This is a genomic window from Streptomyces sp. NPDC053665 (genome assembly GCF_055585285.1).
Genome location: NZ_JBVJKK010000008.1, coordinates 365,147 through 383,309, shown reverse-complemented (window position 1 = coordinate 383,309; position 18,163 = coordinate 365,147). Strand labels below are relative to the sequence as shown.

At 73.5% G+C, this 18,163-nt stretch carries 18 protein-coding genes; 7 read left to right on the top strand and 11 right to left on the bottom strand.

From position 1 onward, the window contains the following. Positions 1-66: 66 nt before the first annotated feature. Entirely contained in the window at positions 67-3,573 is a 3,507-nt protein-coding gene (locus ACZ6ZN_RS29800) for a DNA polymerase III subunit alpha (protein ID WP_469650977.1), read from the top strand. Beyond that, a complete protein-coding gene (locus ACZ6ZN_RS29795) occupies positions 3,570-4,592 on the top strand; it encodes a DNA polymerase Y family protein (protein ID WP_469650974.1) in 1,023 nt (340 codons plus the stop codon). The genes ACZ6ZN_RS29800 and ACZ6ZN_RS29795 overlap by 4 nt, the downstream gene beginning before the upstream one ends. A gap of 16 nt (positions 4,593-4,608) precedes the next feature. On the opposite strand, the gene ACZ6ZN_RS29790 is transcribed toward ACZ6ZN_RS29795, so the two are convergent. Beyond that, complete coding sequence (locus ACZ6ZN_RS29790) at positions 4,609-4,983, bottom strand: cupin domain-containing protein (RefSeq protein WP_451877473.1); 375 nt, start codon at positions 4,981-4,983, stop codon at positions 4,609-4,611. An 88-nt stretch (positions 4,984-5,071) separates the two neighbouring features. Here ACZ6ZN_RS29790 and ACZ6ZN_RS29785 point away from each other — a divergent pair, with 88 nt between their 5' ends. Together ACZ6ZN_RS29785 and ACZ6ZN_RS29780 are read left to right on the top strand one after the other, a co-directional pair. Then, positions 5,072-5,518: a MarR family winged helix-turn-helix transcriptional regulator gene (locus tag ACZ6ZN_RS29785; RefSeq protein WP_398110491.1), complete on the top strand. Its 447-nt coding sequence runs from the start codon at positions 5,072-5,074 to the stop codon at positions 5,516-5,518. A 186-nt stretch (positions 5,519-5,704) separates the two neighbouring features. After that, positions 5,705-6,565, top strand: a complete 861-nt coding sequence (locus ACZ6ZN_RS29780) for an esterase/lipase family protein (protein ID WP_469650971.1) — start codon at positions 5,705-5,707, stop codon at positions 6,563-6,565. A 79-nt stretch (positions 6,566-6,644) separates the two neighbouring features. On the opposite strand, the gene ACZ6ZN_RS29775 is transcribed toward ACZ6ZN_RS29780, so the two are convergent. Next, positions 6,645-7,682 carry a lytic polysaccharide monooxygenase auxiliary activity family 9 protein gene (locus tag ACZ6ZN_RS29775; protein WP_451877471.1) on the bottom strand — a complete coding sequence of 346 codons (1,038 nt, stop codon included), beginning with the start codon at positions 7,680-7,682 and terminating at the stop codon, positions 6,645-6,647. Between the two features lie 215 nt (positions 7,683-7,897). After that, positions 7,898-8,032: a hypothetical protein gene (locus tag ACZ6ZN_RS29770; protein WP_398110494.1), complete on the bottom strand. Its 135-nt coding sequence runs from the start codon at positions 8,030-8,032 to the stop codon at positions 7,898-7,900. A gap of 138 nt (positions 8,033-8,170) precedes the next feature. Here ACZ6ZN_RS29770 and ACZ6ZN_RS29765 point away from each other — a divergent pair, with 138 nt between their 5' ends. Continuing rightward, entirely contained in the window at positions 8,171-8,803 is a 633-nt protein-coding gene (locus tag ACZ6ZN_RS29765; RefSeq protein WP_469650969.1) for a class I SAM-dependent methyltransferase, read from the top strand. Here ACZ6ZN_RS29765 and ACZ6ZN_RS29760 read toward each other — a convergent pair. Together ACZ6ZN_RS29760 and ACZ6ZN_RS29755 are read right to left on the bottom strand one after the other, a co-directional pair. Continuing rightward, on the bottom strand, positions 8,762-9,262 hold the full coding sequence (locus ACZ6ZN_RS29760; RefSeq protein WP_469650967.1) for a ribonuclease FAU-1 family protein: 501 nt from the start codon (positions 9,260-9,262) through the stop codon (positions 8,762-8,764). The two genes, ACZ6ZN_RS29765 and ACZ6ZN_RS29760, sit on opposite strands and share 42 nt — an antisense overlap. Beyond that, positions 9,243-10,172 (bottom strand): GNAT family N-acetyltransferase, encoded by a 930-nt coding sequence (locus ACZ6ZN_RS29755; RefSeq protein ID WP_469650965.1) that lies wholly within the window; start codon positions 10,170-10,172, stop codon positions 9,243-9,245. Before ACZ6ZN_RS29755 ends, ACZ6ZN_RS29760 begins: the two co-directional genes overlap by 20 nt. Before the next feature lie 71 nt (positions 10,173-10,243). On the opposite strand from ACZ6ZN_RS29755, the gene ACZ6ZN_RS29750 reads away from it, so the two are divergent. After that, positions 10,244-10,612 (top strand): GntR family transcriptional regulator, encoded by a 369-nt coding sequence (locus ACZ6ZN_RS29750; RefSeq protein ID WP_469650962.1) that lies wholly within the window; start codon positions 10,244-10,246, stop codon positions 10,610-10,612. 28 nt (positions 10,613-10,640) lie between these two features. Here ACZ6ZN_RS29750 and ACZ6ZN_RS29745 read toward each other — a convergent pair whose 3' ends face one another. The 6 genes from ACZ6ZN_RS29745 to ACZ6ZN_RS29720 all read right to left on the bottom strand — a co-directional run bounded on the left by ACZ6ZN_RS29745 (position 10,641) and on the right by ACZ6ZN_RS29720 (position 16,997). Then, a complete protein-coding gene (locus ACZ6ZN_RS29745; RefSeq protein ID WP_398110499.1) occupies positions 10,641-11,411 on the bottom strand; it encodes a DUF72 domain-containing protein in 771 nt (256 codons plus the stop codon). 33 nt (positions 11,412-11,444) lie between these two features. After that, entirely contained in the window at positions 11,445-12,539 is a 1,095-nt protein-coding gene (locus ACZ6ZN_RS29740; RefSeq protein ID WP_398110500.1) for a DUF5925 domain-containing protein, read from the bottom strand. Between the two features lie 73 nt (positions 12,540-12,612). Then, positions 12,613-13,413 (bottom strand): polysaccharide deacetylase family protein, encoded by an 801-nt coding sequence (locus ACZ6ZN_RS29735; protein ID WP_469650958.1) that lies wholly within the window; start codon positions 13,411-13,413, stop codon positions 12,613-12,615. Then, positions 13,410-14,459 (bottom strand): glycosyltransferase family 2 protein, encoded by a 1,050-nt coding sequence (locus ACZ6ZN_RS29730; RefSeq protein WP_451877465.1) that lies wholly within the window; start codon positions 14,457-14,459, stop codon positions 13,410-13,412. Before ACZ6ZN_RS29730 ends, ACZ6ZN_RS29735 begins: the two co-directional genes overlap by 4 nt. Then, on the bottom strand, positions 14,456-15,280 hold the full coding sequence (locus tag ACZ6ZN_RS29725) for a glycosyltransferase family 2 protein (protein ID WP_398110503.1): 825 nt from the start codon (positions 15,278-15,280) through the stop codon (positions 14,456-14,458). The genes ACZ6ZN_RS29730 and ACZ6ZN_RS29725 overlap by 4 nt, the downstream gene beginning before the upstream one ends. Positions 15,281-15,791: 511 nt before the next feature. Further along, positions 15,792-16,997, bottom strand: a complete 1,206-nt coding sequence (locus tag ACZ6ZN_RS29720; protein ID WP_398110504.1) for a S8 family peptidase — start codon at positions 16,995-16,997, stop codon at positions 15,792-15,794. A gap of 347 nt (positions 16,998-17,344) precedes the next feature. Between ACZ6ZN_RS29720 and ACZ6ZN_RS29715 the strand changes: the two genes are divergently transcribed. Further along, a complete protein-coding gene (locus ACZ6ZN_RS29715) occupies positions 17,345-18,151 on the top strand; it encodes an SGNH/GDSL hydrolase family protein (protein ID WP_398110505.1) in 807 nt (268 codons plus the stop codon). Positions 18,152-18,163 lie beyond the last annotated feature (12 nt).

Here is an 18,163-nt window from a genome sequence, read left to right as displayed (position 1 = left end):
TGGTGGGGGTGAGGTAGCTGGGAACAGATGTTCGAGAGCAGTCGCTCACGAGTGCAGGAGGTGCGTGTGGCGGGGTTCACGCATCTGCACACCGTCTCCGGATTCTCGCTGCGCCACGGAGCCTCGCATCCGGAGCGGCTGGCCGAGCGCGCCCTGGAGCGGGGCATGGACGCCCTCGCACTGACGGACCGCGACACCCTCGCCGGGGCGGTCCGGTTCTCGAAGGCCTGCGCCAAGGCGGGGGTCCGCCCGCTGTTCGGCGCCGACCTGGCGGTCGCGACGGCTGAACCGCCCGAGGTGGCCGGCCCGCGGGGGCGGCGCCGGACCCCGGTGCGGGGCGGGGCCTTCGTCGACGAATCGGCTCCCCGCGTCACCTTCCTGGCCCGGGACGGGGCCCGCGGCTGGGCCGGGCTGTGCCGGCTCGTCTCGGCCGCCCACGAGGGCGAGGGGACCCCGCTGCTGCCCTGGGAACGCCACCACGGCGACGGGCTGACCGTGCTGCTCGGACCCGGCTCCGACGTCGGGCGCGCCCTGGCCGCGGGCCGTCCCGACCGGGCGGCGCGGCTGCTCGTGCCCTGGCGCGAGGTCTACGGCGACGACCTGCGGCTGGAGGCCGTCTGGCACGGCCGGCAGGGGACCGGCCCCGGCTCGCTGCGGCTGGCCGCCCGTACCGTCGGGTTCGCCGCCGAGCAGCGGATCCGGCCCGTGCTCACCAACGCCGTGCGCTACGCCGACCCCGGGCTGGGGCCGGTCGCCGACGTCCTGGACGCCGCCCGGCGGCTGGTGCCCATCGACCCGGCCGGGGAGCTGGACTCCGGTGAGGCCTGGCTCAAGGGCCCGGGGGACATGGCGCACGCCGCCGAGCGGATCATGGAGGCCGCGGGATTCCGGCCGGGCACCGCTCACCGGCTGCTGGAGCAGACCGAGGCCACCGCCGCCGAGTGCCGGGTCGACCCCGAGGGGGACCTGGGGATCGGCACCGTCCACTTCCCCGAACCGCATCTGGTCGGCGCCGGGCGCCGCAGCGCCCAGCGGACCCTGGCCTCGCGGGCCGCGGCCGGGATGGTGCTGCACGGCTACGACCGGCGGCGTGCGTACTGGGAGCGGATGCACCACGAGCTGGACATCATCGCCCACCACGGGTTCGCCTCCTACTTCCTCACCGTCGCCCAGGTGGTCGACGACGTGCGGGCCATGGGGATCCGGGTGGCCGCCCGGGGGTCCGGGGCCGGATCGCTGGTCAACCACCTGCTCGGGATCGCGCACGCCGACCCGATCGAGCACCGGCTGCTGATGGAGCGGTTCCTGTCCAAGGAGCGGGTCGTGCTGCCCGACATCGACATCGACGTCGAGTCCGCCCGCCGGCTGGAGGTCTACCGCGCGATCATCGACCGGTTCGGCACCGAGCGGGTGGCGACGGTCGCGATGCCCGAGACGTACCGCGTCCGGCACGCCATCCGCGACGTGGGGGCCGCCCTGTCCATGGACCCGGCCGAGATCGACCGGATCGCCAAGGCCTTCCCGCACATCCGGGCCCGCGACGCCCGCGCCGCGCTGGAGGAACTGCCCGAGCTGCGCGCGCTGGCGGGCGAGAAGGACACGTACGGGAAGCTGTGGGAACTGGTCGAGGCGCTGGACGCCCTGCCGCGCGGGGTGGCCATGCACCCGTGCGGGGTGCTGCTGTCCGACGCCTCGCTGCTGTCGCGCACGCCGGTCGTGCCGACCAGCGGCGAGGGCTTTCCGATGTCGCAGTTCGACAAGGACGACGTGGAGGAGCTCGGGCTGCTGAAGCTGGACGTGCTCGGGGTGCGGATGCAGTCGGCGATGGCGCACGCGGTGCGGGAGGTGGAGCGGGCGTCGGGGGAGCAGGTGGAGCTGGACGCCCTCCCGCCGGACGACCCCGCCACGTACCGGCTGATCCAGTCCACCGAGACGCTCGGCTGCTTCCAGATCGAGTCGCCCGGGCAGCGGGACCTGGTCGGGCGGCTCCAGCCGGCCGGCTTCCACGACCTGGTCGTCGACATCTCGCTGTTCCGGCCCGGCCCGGTCGCCGCCGACATGGTGCGGCCGTTCATCGAGGCCCGGCACGGGCGGGCGCCGGTGCGCTACCCGCACGCGGACCTGGAGGAGCCGCTGAAGGAGACCTACGGGGTCGTCGTCTTCCACGAGCAGATCATCGACATCGTCGCCCGCATGACCGGTTGCGGGCGCGGCGAGGCCGACCGGGTGCGGCGCGGACTGTCCGACCCCGAGTCGCAGGCGCGGATCAAGGTGTGGTTCGCCCAGCACGCGGCGGCGAACGGCTATGACGCGGAGACGATCCGGCGCACCTGGGAGATCGTCGAGGCCTTCGGCAGCTACGGCTTCTGCAAGGCGCACGCCGTCGCCTTCGCCGTGCCGACCTACCAGTCGGCGTGGCTGAAGGCGCACCACCCGGCCGCGTTCTACGCGGGGTTGCTCACGCACGACCCCGGCATGTACCCCAAGCGGCTGCTGCTGGCGGACGCGCGGCGGCGCGGGGTGCCCGTGCTGCCGCTGGACGTGAACAAGTCGGGAGTCGCCCACCGTATCGAACTGGTGTCCGGTAAGTGGGGGCTGCGGCTGGCTCTTTCGGACGTGCACGGCATCAGCGAGGCCGAGGCGGCGCGGATCGCCGAGGGGCAGCCGTACGCCTCCCTGGTCGACTTCTGGGAGCGGGGCCGGCCCAGCCGCCCGCTGGCCCAACGGCTCGCCCAGGTCGGCGCGCTGGACGCGTTCGGCGCCAACCGCCGGGACCTGCAACTGCACCTGACCGAGCTGCACCGGGGAGCGCGGGGCGGCGGCGGGGGGCAGCTGCCGCTGGCCGGCGGACGGAGGACGGCCCCGGCCGGGCTGCCCGACCTCACCTCCTCGGAGCGGCTCAGCGCCGAGCTGGGCGTGCTCTCCATGGACGCCACGCACCATCTGATGGACGACCACCGGGAGTTCCTCGACGAGCTGGGCGTGGTGTCGGCACGGCGGCTGCGCGAGGTCCGCAACGGGGAGACGGTGCTGGTCGCGGGCGCCAAGGCGGCCACCCAGACACCGCCCATCCGCTCCGGCCGGAGGGTCATCTTCACCACCCTGGACGACGGCACGGGCCTGGTCGACCTCGCCTTCTTCGACGACTCGCACGACACCTGCGCCCACACCGTCTTCCACTCCTGGCTGCTGCTGGTGCGCGGGGTGGTGCAGCGCCGTGGCCCGCGCAGTTTCAGCGTGGTGGGCGCAGCCGTCTGGAACCTCGCGGATCTGCTCGACGTGCGCCGGGAGGAAGGGCTGGAAGGGGTCGCCGCCCGGCTGGCCGGCGCCGGCGGCCCCGACGGGTCCGACGGGTCCGGCGACGACGGCGAGGGCGCGGCGCGCCGCCGGCTCGCCGGATCGGACGGACTGCCCGCGCCGGCCGGATCCGCGGCCGAGGACCCGATGCGGCGACGGAAGATCCGCATGGCCACGGGGTACGAGATGCACCCCTGGGCCGACCTGCGTCCCGCGGGGGAAGGGCCCGCGGTGGGAAGGAAGTTGTGGCACCAGAGTCCGGGGAGTGCGGGATGACCATCCTCTGCGTACGTTTCCAACTGCCTCCGACGAGCGAGGCCGACCTGCCCCACCTGCTCGGGATGCTCGAGGAGTTCACACCGGTCGTCCAGGCCCTGCCGCCGGACGGGGCGCTGGCCGATCTGCGGGGCGCCGAGCGGTACTTCCGGCGCGACGCCGTCGAACTGGCCTCGGTGATCCGGGTCCGCTCACTCGCGCTGCACGGTGTCGACTGCGTGATCGGGGCCGGGCCCGGGCCGATGCTGGCACGCATGGCGCTGGACGACGCCCGGCCCGGAGAGACCCATGTGGTGCCCGGGGAGCCGGAGGCCGTCGCCCGGTACCTCGCGGACAAGCCCGTCACCGCCCTGCCCGGCGTGGGCGCCGCGACCTCCCGCACCCTCACCGACTACGGGCTCGACACCCTGGGCCGGGTCGCCGCCGCCCCTCTGTCCACGCTCCAGCGGCTGATCGGCGCCAAGGCAGGCCGTGAGCTGCGCGAGAAGGCGAACGGTGTCGACCGCGGCCGGGTCGTGCCGAACGCCGTCTCCCTCCCCCAAGGCCTCGGCTACGCTCGGGCAGGGGGGACCCCCATCCTCGCCGCCGAGCGCCCCTTCGGACGCGACGAGCTGAACCCGGACCGGCACCGGCGGGCCCTGCTGTCGGCCGCCGAGGAGATCGGGGCCCGGCTGCGCGCCCTGGAGAAGGTCTGCCGCACCCTCACCCTCACCGTGCGCTACGCCGACAGGTCCGCCACCACCCGCAGCCGCACCCTGCCCGAACCGACCGCGCACTCCCCGGCGCTGACCAGGGCCGCGTACGGCATGTACGAGGCGCTCGGGTTGCAGCGCGCCCGGGTCCGCGCGATCGCCCTGCGCGCCGAAGGGCTCGACCCCGCCGACCGGGCCGCCCACCAGCTGACCTTCGACCCCGTGGACGAGAGGGTCCGCCGGATCGAGGAGGTCGCGGACCGCGCCCGGGCCAAGTTCGGCCCGCGGGCGGTGATGCCCGGGGGGTTGGGCGGGGCGGCGGCGTAGAGCCGTCCGCCTGACGTCAGTTGGCCCACGGCGGCACCAGGCGGGTGCCGTCGGCCAGCGTCGCCTCCAGGCCCACGGAGGTGGTGACCCAGGAGTGCGCGGTCCGGTCGGTGGGGTTCTCCACGGTCAGGGTGGCGCCGGCCCCGACAATGACCGTGTCGCCCGCGGCGATCCGCTCGGTGCGGCCGTCGAGGGTGACGAGCAGTTCACCGTCGAGCAGGTGGAAGATCTCCTCGCGGCTGACGGTGTGCGCCGGCGCGCGGAGCCCGGGCGGGATCTCCCCGCGCCAGGCGCACAGTTCCCTGCTGCCGCTGCGGGGGGCGGCGTACGAGACGAAACGGGCGCCGTGGATCTCGTGGGTGACGGCCTCGGACGAGCGGACGACGGGCATGGCGGCCTCCGATGGGCGATATGGTCAAGCTGCTTGACTACATGGTCAAGCGGCTTGACCGTTTCGTCAAGGGTGTTTCAATGCATCCGTGCACACCTCCGAGGCCATGGCCCTGTCCGCCGCCCTGCTCGCCGCCGCCGGCGGGCTCACCCAGCGCATCCACGAGGGTGTGGTCGCGCGCGGCTTCGAGGGACTGCGGCCCGCGCACGGCTTCGCCTTCGCGCGGCTCGTCCCGGACGGCGCGACGGTCACCGACCTGGCCGTCCACCTCGGGGTGACCAAGCAGGCGGCCAGTCAGCTCGTGGACGAGATGGTCCGCAAGGGCTATGCCGAGCGACGGCCGCACCCCGGGGACGCGCGGGCGCGTCTCGTCGTGCTGACGGAGCGCGGGCGGGCGTGCACGCGCGCGGCCGAGGAGGCGGCCGCCGAGGCCGTACGTGCATGGGAGGGTCTGGTGGGGGAGGGCGAACTGCGGGCGCTGCGGGAGCAGTTGCTGCGCATCGCGCCCGGCGGACCGCTGCGACCCGCCTGGTGAGGCGGCGTCGGCGCCGCCGGGGGAGAGGCCGGCCCGCAGGACCGGGCACCCTCGCGAGTTTTTACCGACGCGTAACTTCCCCCGGTGGCTACTCGCCCGTAACTTGACGAGTGAACAGCATCCTCGTGATCCGGATCACAGGCGTCGTGCCGTCGCACCTCCCTTGAGCCGCAAGGAGATCACCCGATGCTGCCCTGGAAACGAGTGCTCAGACCCCTGGCCGCCCTGCTGCTGACCGCCGCGGCCGTCACCGTCCCCGCCTCCACCGCCCGGGCCGCCGGGGCCCCGAGCTCCGGCTGGAACGACTACTCCTGCAAGCCGTCCGCCGCCCACCCCCGGCCCGTCGTCCTCGTCCACGGCACCCTCGGCAACTCCGTCGACAACTGGCTGGGCCTCGCGCCCTACCTCCAGGTCCGCGGCTACTGCGTCTTCTCCCTGGACTACGGCCAGTTGGAGGGCGTCCCCTTCTTCCACGGCCTGGGACCGGTCGAGAAGTCGGCCCACCAGCTCAGGGACTTCGTCGACCGGGTGCTCACCGCCACCGGCGCCGCCGAGACCGACATCGTCGGCCACTCGCAGGGCGGCATGATGCCCCGCTGGTACCTGCGCTTCCTCGGCGGTGCCGACAAGGTGAACGCCCTGGTCGGCATCGCGCCCAGCAACCACGGCACCGACCTGAACGGCTTCACCGCGCTGCTGCCCTACTTCCCGGGCGCCGCTGACCTGCTGTCGGAGAACACCCCCGCCCTCGCCGACCAGGTCACCGGCTCCGACTTCCTCCGCCGGCTCAACGCGGGCGGCGACACCGTGCCCGGCGTGCGCTACACCGTCATCGCCACCAGGTACGACGAGGTGGTCACGCCCTGGCGCAGCCAGTACCTGACCGGACCCGGGGTGCGCAACGTCCTGCTCCAGGACCTCTGCCCCGTCGACCTCTCCGAGCACGTGGTGATCGGGCTGACGGACCGGATCGCCTTCCACGAGGTGGCCAACGCCCTCGATCCGGCGCGGGCCACCCCGACCACCTGCGCTTCGGTGTTCAGCTGACACGTGTCAGTGAAACGTTTCGGGGCCTGTCCGGCCTGAGCCGCCGGACAGGCCCCGGGTCAGGGGGCGGTGGGCCGGGTCACCGGCCGTGCCGGCCGCCCGTCGCCGCCCGGCGCCGGGTGGTCAGGAACAGGGCCGACGCCCCGAGCGCCAGGGCGGCCGCACCGCCCATCGCGACGTACGGGGTGCTGCTGTCGCCGCCGGTCTCGGCCAGCTTCTCCGTCGCACCGGCCGCCTCGGGCCGGTTGGGTGCGGCCGCGGCCGCCTCCGTCCGCTCGGCGGCGGGCTCGGACTCCTTCGCCCCGCCCTCGGCGTCGCGCTCGGGGGCCGCGGCGGGCTCGGCCGAGGTGCGGGCGTCGTGGTCGCCGTGCCCGTGGTTCTCCACGGTCGACTTGTCGTTGCCGTCCTCGATCTGCTTCCCGGTCGGGGCCGAGGCGGACGGCGCCGGGGCCGCACCGGCGTCCCCGCCGCCCGCCGCGGCGCCGCCGAAGCTGACGTCCGAGCAGGAGTAGAACGCCTCCGGGCTGTCCGACCGCTGCCAGACCGCGTACAGCAGGTGCTTGCCCGAACGCTGGGGCAGCGTGCCGGAGAACGTGTAGAAGCCGCCCGAGGCCGCCGGGTCGGTGGACGTCGCCACCGGGTTGCGCAGATCCAGGTCACTCCAGGAGAGCGGCCCGGCCGCGTCGTAGCCGGGCTTGGTGATGTACACCTTGAAGGTGCCCTTGTGCGGGGCCGTCACCCGGTACTTGAAGGTGTACGCGCCGCTCTTCACCCCGGTCGCCGGCCAGTCGGAGCGGGCCAGGTCGAGCCCCTTGAACTGCGCGTTGTTCGCGCTGCACAGCTTGCCGTCGGGGATGAGCTCCTGGTGCCGGCCGGCCGCGTCGCCGATCCGGATGCCGTTCCAGTCGTAGAGGGCCTGGGTGCCGCCCGCCGCCACCGCCGCCTTGCACGCGGCCGACTCGGGGCTCTCCGGGCCCTCGGCGAAGCACTGCGCGACCCGGCTGACCGGGTCGCCCATCGAACCGTGCGCCGCCGCAGGGGCGGTGCTCAGCGCGGTCAGGGCGAGCGGGAGACCGCCGAGGGCGGCGACGGCGGCGGCCTTGCGGCGTGCGGACATGCGGGAACTCCTCGAAACAGTGCGTGGGCCGGGCCCGATCGGGCCGAATCCCGTGGGGTGATCCGAAGCTAGCCCGACCGGACCGCGAAATCGCCTGCTGAGGAGGGGTGGAGGAGATCCTTATGGCCCGCTTAAGGGAGTGCTCAGCCTGACATCAGGTAGGCACCCGCGAGCGGCTGTCCGGACGCGTGCGTCCCCTGGCCGGCACCGGCCGCTCACACGTCCGGCCACCACGTGCGGGCGATGTCCCTGCGGACCTCCGGGCGTCCGGCGGGACGCTCGTCGGCCTCCTCGCGGACCCGGCGGACGTCCGTCTTCTTCACAGGCTTCTGCACGGTCGTACGGCGCATGACGGCCTCCTTACCGGTCCACCGGGTTCCGCGTTCTCACGGAGGTAGACCTTTCGGGGGAGGTTTACTCATCGCTTCCGTGGTGTCAGTGGCGGCAGTCACCATTCGGATGTCAGTGGTGGGTGTCACCCTGAGGCCATGACCGACGTGGACTGGGACGCCGAAGCCGCCTCCTTCGACGAGGAGCCCGACCACGGCCTGCGCGACCCCGAGGTGCGCCTGGCCTGGGCCGGACGGCTGCGGGACTGGCTGCCGGGGCGCCCGGGCGACGTGCTGGACCTCGGCTGCGGCACCGGCAGCCTGTCCCTGCTCGCGGCCGAGCAGGGGCACCGGGTGACGGGCGTGGACCGCTCCCCGGCCATGGTGACCCTGGCCCGGCGGAAGCTCGCCGGGCGCGACGCGGTGTTCCTCCTCGGGGACGCCGCGTCACCGCCCGTCGGCGACCGGCGCTTCGACGCCGTGCTCGTCCGGCACGTCCTGTGGGCCCTGCCCCACCCCGCCCGCGTCCTGCGGCACTGGTACGGGCTGCTCCGGCCGGGCGGGCGACTCGTGCTGGTCGAGGGCGTCTGGGGGAGTGCCGAGCCGGTCGGCATTCCCGCCGAGCGGCTCACCGGTCTGCTCGCACCCGTCGCCGGGCGGGTGCGGGTGCACCGGCTCTCGGACGATCCCCTGCTGTGGGGCGGCCCGGTGACCGACGAGCGGTACGCGGTCGTCGCCGTGAGCGGTGGCTCAGGCCAGCAGTGCGGTGAAGTCGCCGCCCCGGGCGAGTGACTCCAGTTCGTCCAGTGCGGCCGACGCCGCCCGGGCCGCGTCCGGGTCCGACTCGGCCAGGCCGCTCTCGGCGAACTCGTCCTCGTCCAGACGCCGTACGTCCGTGCCGTCCGCCGAGCGCCACAGGTCGAGGTCGAGATCCTCCACGACCAGCTCCGGTCCGGAGCGCCGGGCGGGGCGGGTCACGTCGCAGTACCAGCCCTTCAGCGCGCCCGTCGCGGAGCGCACCTCCTTGATCGCGTACCAGCGGTCGCGCCAGTAGTACTCCGTGAAGATGTCCCCGGGCTCGAAGCGGACGAAGCCGAAGTCCCGCACACCGCCGCCCGCCCACGGGGCGCGCAGCGCGATGCGCGTGCCGTCGTCGGACAGCAGTTCGCCGGCGTAACGGATCTTCGTACGGCCCGCCTTGACGAGGACTACGTCCAGCTGCGGGGTCCCCTCAGCCGAGTTCGCGGACATGGCGCACTTCCTTCGCACAGATCTCGTAGCCGAACCACTTGTTGACGGCGATCATCGGCTCGTTCCCGGTGTCGTTGCCGGTGAACGCCTCCGTGCACCCTGCCGCGCGGGCGCGGTGCAGGGAGTCGTTCTTCACGAACTTGGCCAGGCCCCGGCCGCGGAACTCCCGGGCCGTGCCGGTCATGGCGGTGCCGTAGCGGCGATCGCCGTCGGTGTACGCCACGGTGAAGGCGGCGGGCCGGCCGTCGACGAGCGCGACCGTGGTCAGCTCGAGGTCCAGCAGCGGGTGCTTCCAGTTCGCCTCGACCCAGGCCTCGTAGTCCGTGAACTCGACGTCGATGTCGCTCGGTTCGTCCGACGACGCCGCGGCGTCCAGCTCGAACAGCGGACGCGGATCACCGGCGAAGTCGGCGGCGGTGCGCAGCTCGACACCGGGCGGCGGGTCCTGACGGGGCGGCAGCGTGCCTCCGGCCAGGTCCAGCCGTAGGAAGCAGGCGGAGCGGCTGGCGGAGAAGCCCCTCCGCTCGGCGAACGCGCGGTTCCCCGGCTCGTCCAGCACCCAGGTGAACAGCCTGCGGACCCCGAGCGCCGCCAGCCGCTCCTCCGCGGTGCGCAGCAGCAGAGAACCGGCGCCCCGCCCTTCGCGGCCGGGGCGCACGTAGATGTTGGCCGAACCCTGGCCGGGCTCCGGACTGTCGTGGGCGACACCGATCTGCGCCGTGCCGACGACCTCGCCGTCCTCCTCGGCGATCAGCTGGCCGAAGTGGGCGCCGGGAGGGGCGTGCGTCAGGTCGTGCAGCACCGACTCGGGCGTGGACAGCATGTACGGCAGGGCCAGGCGGCGGGTCGCGGAGAACCCCTCGGCGTCGGCTCGGACATCGGGTCGCAGGTCGCGCACGATCACGGTCATGGGGGCGGACGTTACGCGGGCACTCCTCACGGGTGCCTCTCATTTTCCGCCGGGTACGGGACAATCGGCCGGTGAGCTTGAGCATCGACATCGACGACAGCGCCCCGCCGTACGAGCAGGTGCGGGCGCAGATCTCCGAACAGGCGCGCTCCGGTGCGCTGCCGATGGGCTACCGGCTGCCGACCGTGCGGGGCCTGGCCGAGTCGCTGGGCCTCGCCGCGAACACGGTCGCCAAGGCCTACCGGGCGCTGGAGGCGGACGGGGTGATCGAGACGCGCGGGCGCAACGGCACGTTCGTGGCCGCCGCCGGTGCGGCGGCCGACCGGGAACTGGCGTCGGCCGCGCAGGCGTACGCCGAGCGGGCCCGCCGGCTCGGGCTGGACGAGGACGCCGCGCTGGCCGCCGTCCGCGACGCCCTGCGGGCGGTCCACGAGCGGTGAGCTCCGCGTCGTCCGCCGGGCGCACCCCTCAGCCGCGGACCGGACGGCCGGGCGTCCGTGTGAGGTCCAGGCCCGCCGAGCGCCCGAGGCGGGCGAAGGCCGTCGCGTCCTCCACCGCGGCGCCGCCCGGGTCGTTGTTGAAGTACGCGTAGACGTCCTCGCCGTCCGGCCAGGTGGTCGCGATGCGGTCGAGCCAGGTGGCCAGCGAGCGCCGGCCGTAGCGGGGCCAGGGCCGGGCGCGGCCCTGGTGGAAGCGGACGTAGCCCCAGTCGGTGGTGCGCCACAGCGGGGTCGCCGGGCGGGCCAGGACGTCGGCCCAGCACAGGGCGGCGCCCCGGGCCTCCAGCACCGCGCGGACCTGCGGGGTCCACCACGAGTCGTGCCGGGGCTCCACCGCCACCCGGGTCGGGGCGGGGAAGCGGGCCAGGCAGGCGTCCAGCAGGCCCGGGTCGGCCCGCAGGGTGGGCGGGAGCTGGAGCAGCACCGGGCCGAGCCGGCCGCCGAGGCCCGCCGCGTGGCTCATCAGCCGGTGCACCGGCTCCTCGGGCTCCTTGAGCCGCTTGATGTGGGTCAGGTAGCGGCTCGCCTTCACGGCCACCACGAAGTCCCCGGGCACCCGTTCCCGCCAGCCCTCGAAGGTCTCCCGCGACGGCAGCCGGTAGAAGGCGTTGTTGATCTCGACCGTGGCGAAGTGCGCCGCGTACTCCTCCAGCCAGAGCCGCACCGGGAGCCCGGCCGGGTACAGCACGTCCCGCCAGTCCTTGTACTGCCAGCCGGACGTGCCCACGAACAGGGTCATAGCCCCATCAAAACACCGGCGCGGACGGACCTCCTACAGATACAGGCCCGCGTCCGCGTCACCGCGCGGCTCGGGCAGGGACGTCGGGGAGGTGCCCCGGCGCAGCGCGTACAGCTCCGCCAGCGTGGCCCCCTCGCGGCCGACCCCGTCCTCGCGGCCCAGCCAGCCCACCGCCTCCGCGCGGGTCAGCGGGCCCACCTCGATACGGGCCAGGCAGCGGCCCGGCCGGACCACGGCCGGGTGCAGGCGCTCCAGGTCCTCGTTGGTGGTGACCCCCACCAGTACGTTGCGCCCCTGCCCGAGCAGCCCGTCGGTCAGGTTCAGCAGCCGGGACAGCGCCTGGCCCGCGGTGTGCTTGGCCTCGCCGCGGATCAGTTCGTCGCAGTCCTCCAGGAGCAGCAGCCGCCAGCGGCCCTTGCCCGTGGCGTCGTCCTCGCCGATGGCGATGTCCATGAGGTAGCCGACGTCGGAGAAGAGCCGTTCGGGGTCCAGGACGCAGTCCACCTGGCACCAGTCGCGCCAGGACCGGGCGAGGGTGCGCAGCGCGGAGGTCTTGCCGGTGCCGGGCGGGCCGTGGAGCAGCAGGAGCCGGCCCGCGATGTCCTCGGGGGTCGTCTTCATCAGCCGGTCCATGGCCTCGGCGACGGGCGCCGTGTAGTTGGGCCGGACCTCGTCCCAGGTGCCCGCCGCGATCTGCCGGGTGGTGCGATGCGGGCCGCGGCGCGGGGAGACGTACCAGAAGCCCATCGTGACGTTCTCGGGCTGCGGTTCGGGCTCGTCCGCCGCCCCGTCGGTGGCCTGGCCGAGGATCTTCTGCGCCAGCTCGGCGCTGGTCGCCGTGACCGTGACGTCGGCGCCGCGGTTCCAGCGGGAGATGAGCAGCGTCCAGCCGTCGCCCTCGGCGAGGGTGGCGCTGCGGTCGTCGTCCCGGGCGACGCGCAGGACCCGGGCGCCGGGCGGCATCAGCGTTGCGCCGGAGCGCACCCGGTCGATGTTCGCCGCGTGGGAGTACGGCTGCTCGCCCGTCGCGAAGCGGCCGAGGAACAGCGCGTCGACGACGTCGGACGGGGAGTCGGAGTCGTCGACGTTGAGCCGGATCGGCAGCGTTTCGTGCGGGTTTCCAGACATGCCGCCATGATCCGGCACGGGACCGCCGCGTGCACCCGTTTTCCGGTGCACGCGGCGGCCCCGCCCGGCCGGGTCAGCCGCGGGACCGGGCGACCGCGCGGGCCGCCCGCCGGGCCCGGCGCACCACCGCGTACCCGCGGGTGAGGGCCCGGTCCCGGGCGAACGTCCGGGCGATCGCCCGGCCCTCCACCATCCGCTCGAACTCCTCGATGCCCGTGTCGCGGCGGACCGTCACCCGCCGCAGGGCGTACGGCCCCTGGGCCCGGCGCGCCAGGCCGTTGCCGACGGCGAGGGCCTGTGCGTACCCCGTCTCGCGCACCACCTGCCGGACCCGGCGGGTGGAGTAGCCGTAGGGGTAGGCGAACGAGGCCGGGACGGCGCCCAGCTGGTCCGAGAGGATCTCCTTGCAGTGGATCAGCTCGAACCGCAGGGTGGCCTCCGAGACCTGGTCGAGCTGCGGGTGGCTGTGGCTGTGCCCGCCGATCTCGACGCCGGCCGACGCCAGCGCGCGGACCTGGTCCCAGTCGAGCATGGTGTCCAGTCCGCCCCCGGTGTCGTACGGTCCGCGCAGCCAGCCGGTCGCGACGAACAGGGTCGCCGGGAAGCCGTGCTTGGCCAGGGCGGGCAGGGCGTGCCGGTGCACGCCCTCGTAGCCGTCGTCGAAGGTGACGAGGACCGGCCGGCCGGGCAGCGGGCGGCCCGAGCGCCAGCACGCGGCGAGCCCCGCCGTGGTGAGCGGTGTGAGGCCGCGGTCGGCGAGCACCGCCATCTGCTCGGCGAACGCCTCCGGGGTGACCGACAGGGCGCGCGTCGCCCGGTTCGGATCGGTGGCGACCGCGTGGTACATGAGGATCGGCACCCGCGCGTCGGTCACGAACCGGCTCCTTCCCGTACGGCCCGCGGCACGGGGGCGGGAGACGCCGCCGCGTCCGGGGCGCCGGCGCCCCGCGGCACCTCGGGCACCCGGAACGCGGCGCCGCCGCGGCGGACGCGGAAGCCGCCGACGACGTAGCCGCCCGCCGCCGTGAGCACCCCGGCCACGATCGCGCCGGCCCTGCCCGCTCCGCCCGGCCGGGCCAGCAGGGCGTCGCGCAGGCCTCGGGCCACTCCGGCCGGCAGGACCCGGGTGGCGTACCGGCGTTCGGACTCCAGGCCCTTGTCCGCGCCGACACTCCGGGCCACGAGGGCCTTGGACAGGCCCTCGGCCCAGGTGCGGGTGCGGAAGTAGCGGAAGCGCTCGCGCTCGGCGGGCACGCGGTGGTGGATGACCGCACGGTCGTCGATCAGCAGCACCGCGTCGGGCAGGGCCCGCGACAGACGGATGCACAGTTCCGTCTCCTCGCAGCCCAGGGGCCGCTTGTCGCCGTCCCGGCCGATGCCGGTGGCGAAGCCGCCGGCCGCGTCGAAGGCGCTGCGGCGGAACGAGGCGTTGCCGCCCAGCACGTTGCGCACCCGGACCCGGCCGCGCGGCAGTCCCCGGTAGGTGCAGCCCACCACCCAGTCGAACTCCTCCGGGAACCAGTGCGGGCGCCGCCCCGACGCCCAGACCGGCACCGTGCGCCCGCCGACCGCCATCACCCGCGGATCGGCGTACGCCTCGGCGAAGTGCCGCAGCCAGTCCCGCTCGGCCACGGCGTCGTCGTCGAGGAAGGCCACGATCTCGCCGCGGGCCGCCGCGATACCGGTGTTGCGGCCGGCGGACAGGCCGCGGGGACCGGCGTTGGCGAGCACCCGCACCTCGCCGGTCTCCTTGTACTCCTGTGCGAGCCGGTCCCGGAGCGTCTCGTTGTGGTCGACGACCAGCAGCGTCTCCGCCGCGGGCCGGGACTGCGCCCGCACCGAGGAGACCGCCGCGAGGATGTCCTCCCAGCGGTCCTCGGTGTACGCGCAGATCACGACGGAGACGTCGGGACCGCTCAAGACACCTCTCCCCGCACCGCCGCCGCCACCGACGACGGCCGGGACGAACGGCGCCGCAGGGCACGCCGGTTGGAGCGCTCCTGGAGGATCACGCGCAGGACCCGCAGACCGTCCCGCACGGCCCGCAGGTTGCTCGTGCCGTGGATGCGCAGGTACTCGTGGCTCGGGATCTCCTGCACCTTCAGCCCGGCCTTCACCACCCGGATGTTCATCAGGGTCTCGACCTCGAAGCCGGTGCAGTCCAGGTCGATCTTGTCCAGGCAGTGCCGCCAGAAGGCGTTGTAGCCGTAGCACAGGTCGGTGTACCGGGCGCCGAACTTGCGGTTGACGGCCGTGCACAGGGCCCAGTTGCCGAGCTTGCGGACGAACGTCATGTCGTCGGTGCCGCCGCCGTTGGCGAAGCGGGAGCCCTTGGCGAAGTCCGCGCCGGAGACCAGGGCGGAGACGTACGAAACGATCTCGTTGCCGTCGGCCGAGCCGTCCGCGTCGACCATCACGATGATGTCGCCGGTGCATGCCTGGAAGCCGGTGATCAGGGCGTCGCCCTTGCCCTTGCCGCGCTGCTCGACGACCTTGACGCCGGGCCACAGCTCGCGGGCCACCCGGACGGTGTCGTCGGTGGAGTTGCCGTCGACCAGGACCACCTCGTGGATCCAGTCGGGCAGGGTCTTGAAGACGTACGGCAGGTTCTCCGCCTCGTTCATCGCCGGGATGACCACGCTCACGGGCGGTGCGATGGCCAGGTGTGAGGAGACGGGGCGGTACGTGGCTGCGGTCGGCGGATGCTCTTCCGTCACGGCCGGCTGCAGAGCTGAACTCATGAGTCTGGGCCCTCTCGTCCGGTGGACCGCCCCCCCAGGGCAGTCCGGATCCAGTCCGGGTCGAAAGGGGGGTTCTCACCCGAGGCACGCCGGGACGGCGAGGCATGCCGAAATGGAGCTCCGGCACGCCGGGTGAGCTGGCAAAGCTGACCGGCCGCGAAAACGGCAGCCGACCGCGCGGCACGGCCCGGAGACCACTGCGGTCACCGAGCACGGCACCCCCCTACCGCGCCCCGCGCCGGTACGTCGCGGTCCCTGAGCCCTCCCCTGGAGCCGCGTACTGACGGACCGATGCGGGTGAGATGTATGACGGTATTGACGATTGAACCCGTATGGCAAGACCTGGAACGGCCACTCACGTTTTTGTTGGTTTGGCCGTTGCTCGGTGTGCTCGGTGAGACACAAGTTGACCGTTTTCGGGCGTATCAAGAGCTGTTCCCCGCAGACGGCCAGGGCCTGCGGGGAACGGCTGTTCAGGTGTCCGTGCCCGGGTGCCGGGGGACGGGGGGCGTCAGGGGACGAGTTGCAGCAGGCGGTTCGGCGAGCCCGAACCCGCGCCGGTCACCTTGCCGGTGGCGGCGCCCGCCACCAAAGCCGAGGCGACCTGTGCGGGGGCGGCGGAGGGGTGCCCTGCCAGGTAGACCGCCGCCGCGCCCGCCACGTGCGGGGTGGCCATCGAGGTGCCGGAGATGGTGTTGGTGGCGGTGTCGCTCGTGTGCCAGCCGGCCGTGATGGAGGAGCCGGGGGCGAACAGGTCCAGGGCCGAGCCGTAGTTGGAGTAGCTCGCCCGGGCGTCGGTGCTGGTGGTGGCGCCGACGGTGATGGCCTCGGCGACCCGGGCCGGGGAGGACGAGGAGGCGGAGGTGTTGCTGTTGCCCGCGGCGACGGCGTACGTGACGCCGCTCGCTATGGAGTTGCGGACCGCCGTGTCCAGGGCGGTGGAGGCCCCGCCGCCGAGCGACAGGTTGGCCACCGAGGGGCCGGAGTGGTTGCGCGTGACCCAGTCGATCCCCGCGATCACACCGGCCGTGGTGCCGGACCCGCTGTTGTTCAGCACGCGCACGCCCACGATTCTCGCCTTCTTGGCGACGCCGTAGGTGGTTCCCGCGACCGTCGTGGCCACGTGCGTGCCGTGCCCGTTGCCGTCGGAGGCGTCGTTGTCGCCGTCGACGGCGTCGTAGCCGTGTGCGGCCCGGCCGCTGATCTGCTGGTGGGTGATGCGCACACCGGTGTCGACCACATAGACGGTGACGCCGCTGCCCGCGCTGTCCGGGTAGGTGTAGGTGCCGGAGAGCGGGAGGGAGGGTTGGTCGATCCGGTCCAGGCCCCAGGGGGCGGAGGTCTGCGTCGCGGCGAGCGAGACGCGCTGGTTCTGCTCGACGGACGCCACCGCGGGGTCGGCGGCCAGCCGCCGGGCCTCGGTGGCCGACAGGGTGGCGGAGTAGCCGTTCAGCGCGGATCCGAACGTCCTGTCCACCGAGCCGCCGTAGCCCTTGACGAGGCTCTTGCCGGCGGCCGAGGACGCCTTCAGGCCGGGGCGTGTGTGGAGCGTGACGATGTAGCTGTTCTTCACCGCGGTCGGTGAGTCTGCGGCGAGCACCCGTCCCTCCGCCTCGGCTGCCTGGGCCGGCAGGGCGGTGAGAGCGCCCACGAGGGCGGCGGTCGCCAGTGAGGTGAGCGCGGCGATTCCGAGTCTCTTGCTTCGCGGTTCTGCCATGACGGGGGAGTCCTCCTCCGGGCGGCGCGCGCCCGGGTGGGGCGCGCGTCCTGTGGGGGGTGTGCGCGTGCTCGCGCACACGGACCGGGAGTGCGCTGTTCCGCTCCCGGCCTGGGATCAGCCTCGGCCGGACTGTCGTACACAACAAGGGAGTTGAGAACCTCTCAACAAACCTGTCATGAGCACGCAACAAGCGTCCCGGCAGGCGTCGCCGATGGTTCCCGGAAGGTGCCGCACGGGTGTCCCGGTCCGTGAAGGGACCGAAAAGAACTTGGCATGGACACTTCCTGTCAACACGCGTAGCTGCTACCACGGTTGTGGCAGAGATCCTGCTAAAGGGAGGTTCCATGAGACGTTCCCGACTTGTCGTCCTCGTGAGCTCGCTCCTCTTCGCCGCCGGCACCGCCCTCACCGGCGCGGCCACGGCGCAGGCGTCCGCACTCGCCGCAACCGGCCCGTACGCAGCGCTCGGTGACTCCTACTCCTCCGGAGTGGGCGCCGGCAGCTACATCGGTTCCAGCGGCGACTGCAAGCGCAGCACGAAGGCCTACCCCTACCTCTGGGCCGCCGCCAACTCACCCTCGGCGTTCGACTTCACCGCTTGTTCCGGCGCCCGAACGGGTGATGTTCTGTCCGGACAGCTCGGCCCGCTGAGCGGCAGCACCGCGCTCGTGTCCATCAGCATCGGCGGCAACGACGCCGGCTTCGCCGACGTCATGACGACCTGTGTGACCCAGTCCGACAGCGCCTGCATCTCCCGCATCAACACCGCCCGCGCCTACGTCGACTCCACGCTCCCCGGCAAGCTCGACGGCGTGTACTCGGCGATCCGCTCCAAGGCCCCCAACGCCAAGGTCGTCGTCCTCGGCTACCCCCGCTTCTACAAGCTCGGCACCACCTGCCTCGGCCTGTCCGAGGCCAAGCGCAAGGCCATCAACGACGCCTCCGACCTCCTCAACACCACCATCGGCAAGCGCGCCGCCGACCACGGCTTCGCCTTCGGGGACGTCCGCTCCACCTTCGGCGGCCACGAGATCTGCTCCGGCGACTCCTGGTTGCACAGCGTCAACTGGCTGAACATCGGCGAGTCCTACCACCCGAAGGCCCCCGGCCAGTCGGGCGGCTACCTGCCGGTCCTGAACGCCAACGACTGACCGCTCCCCACC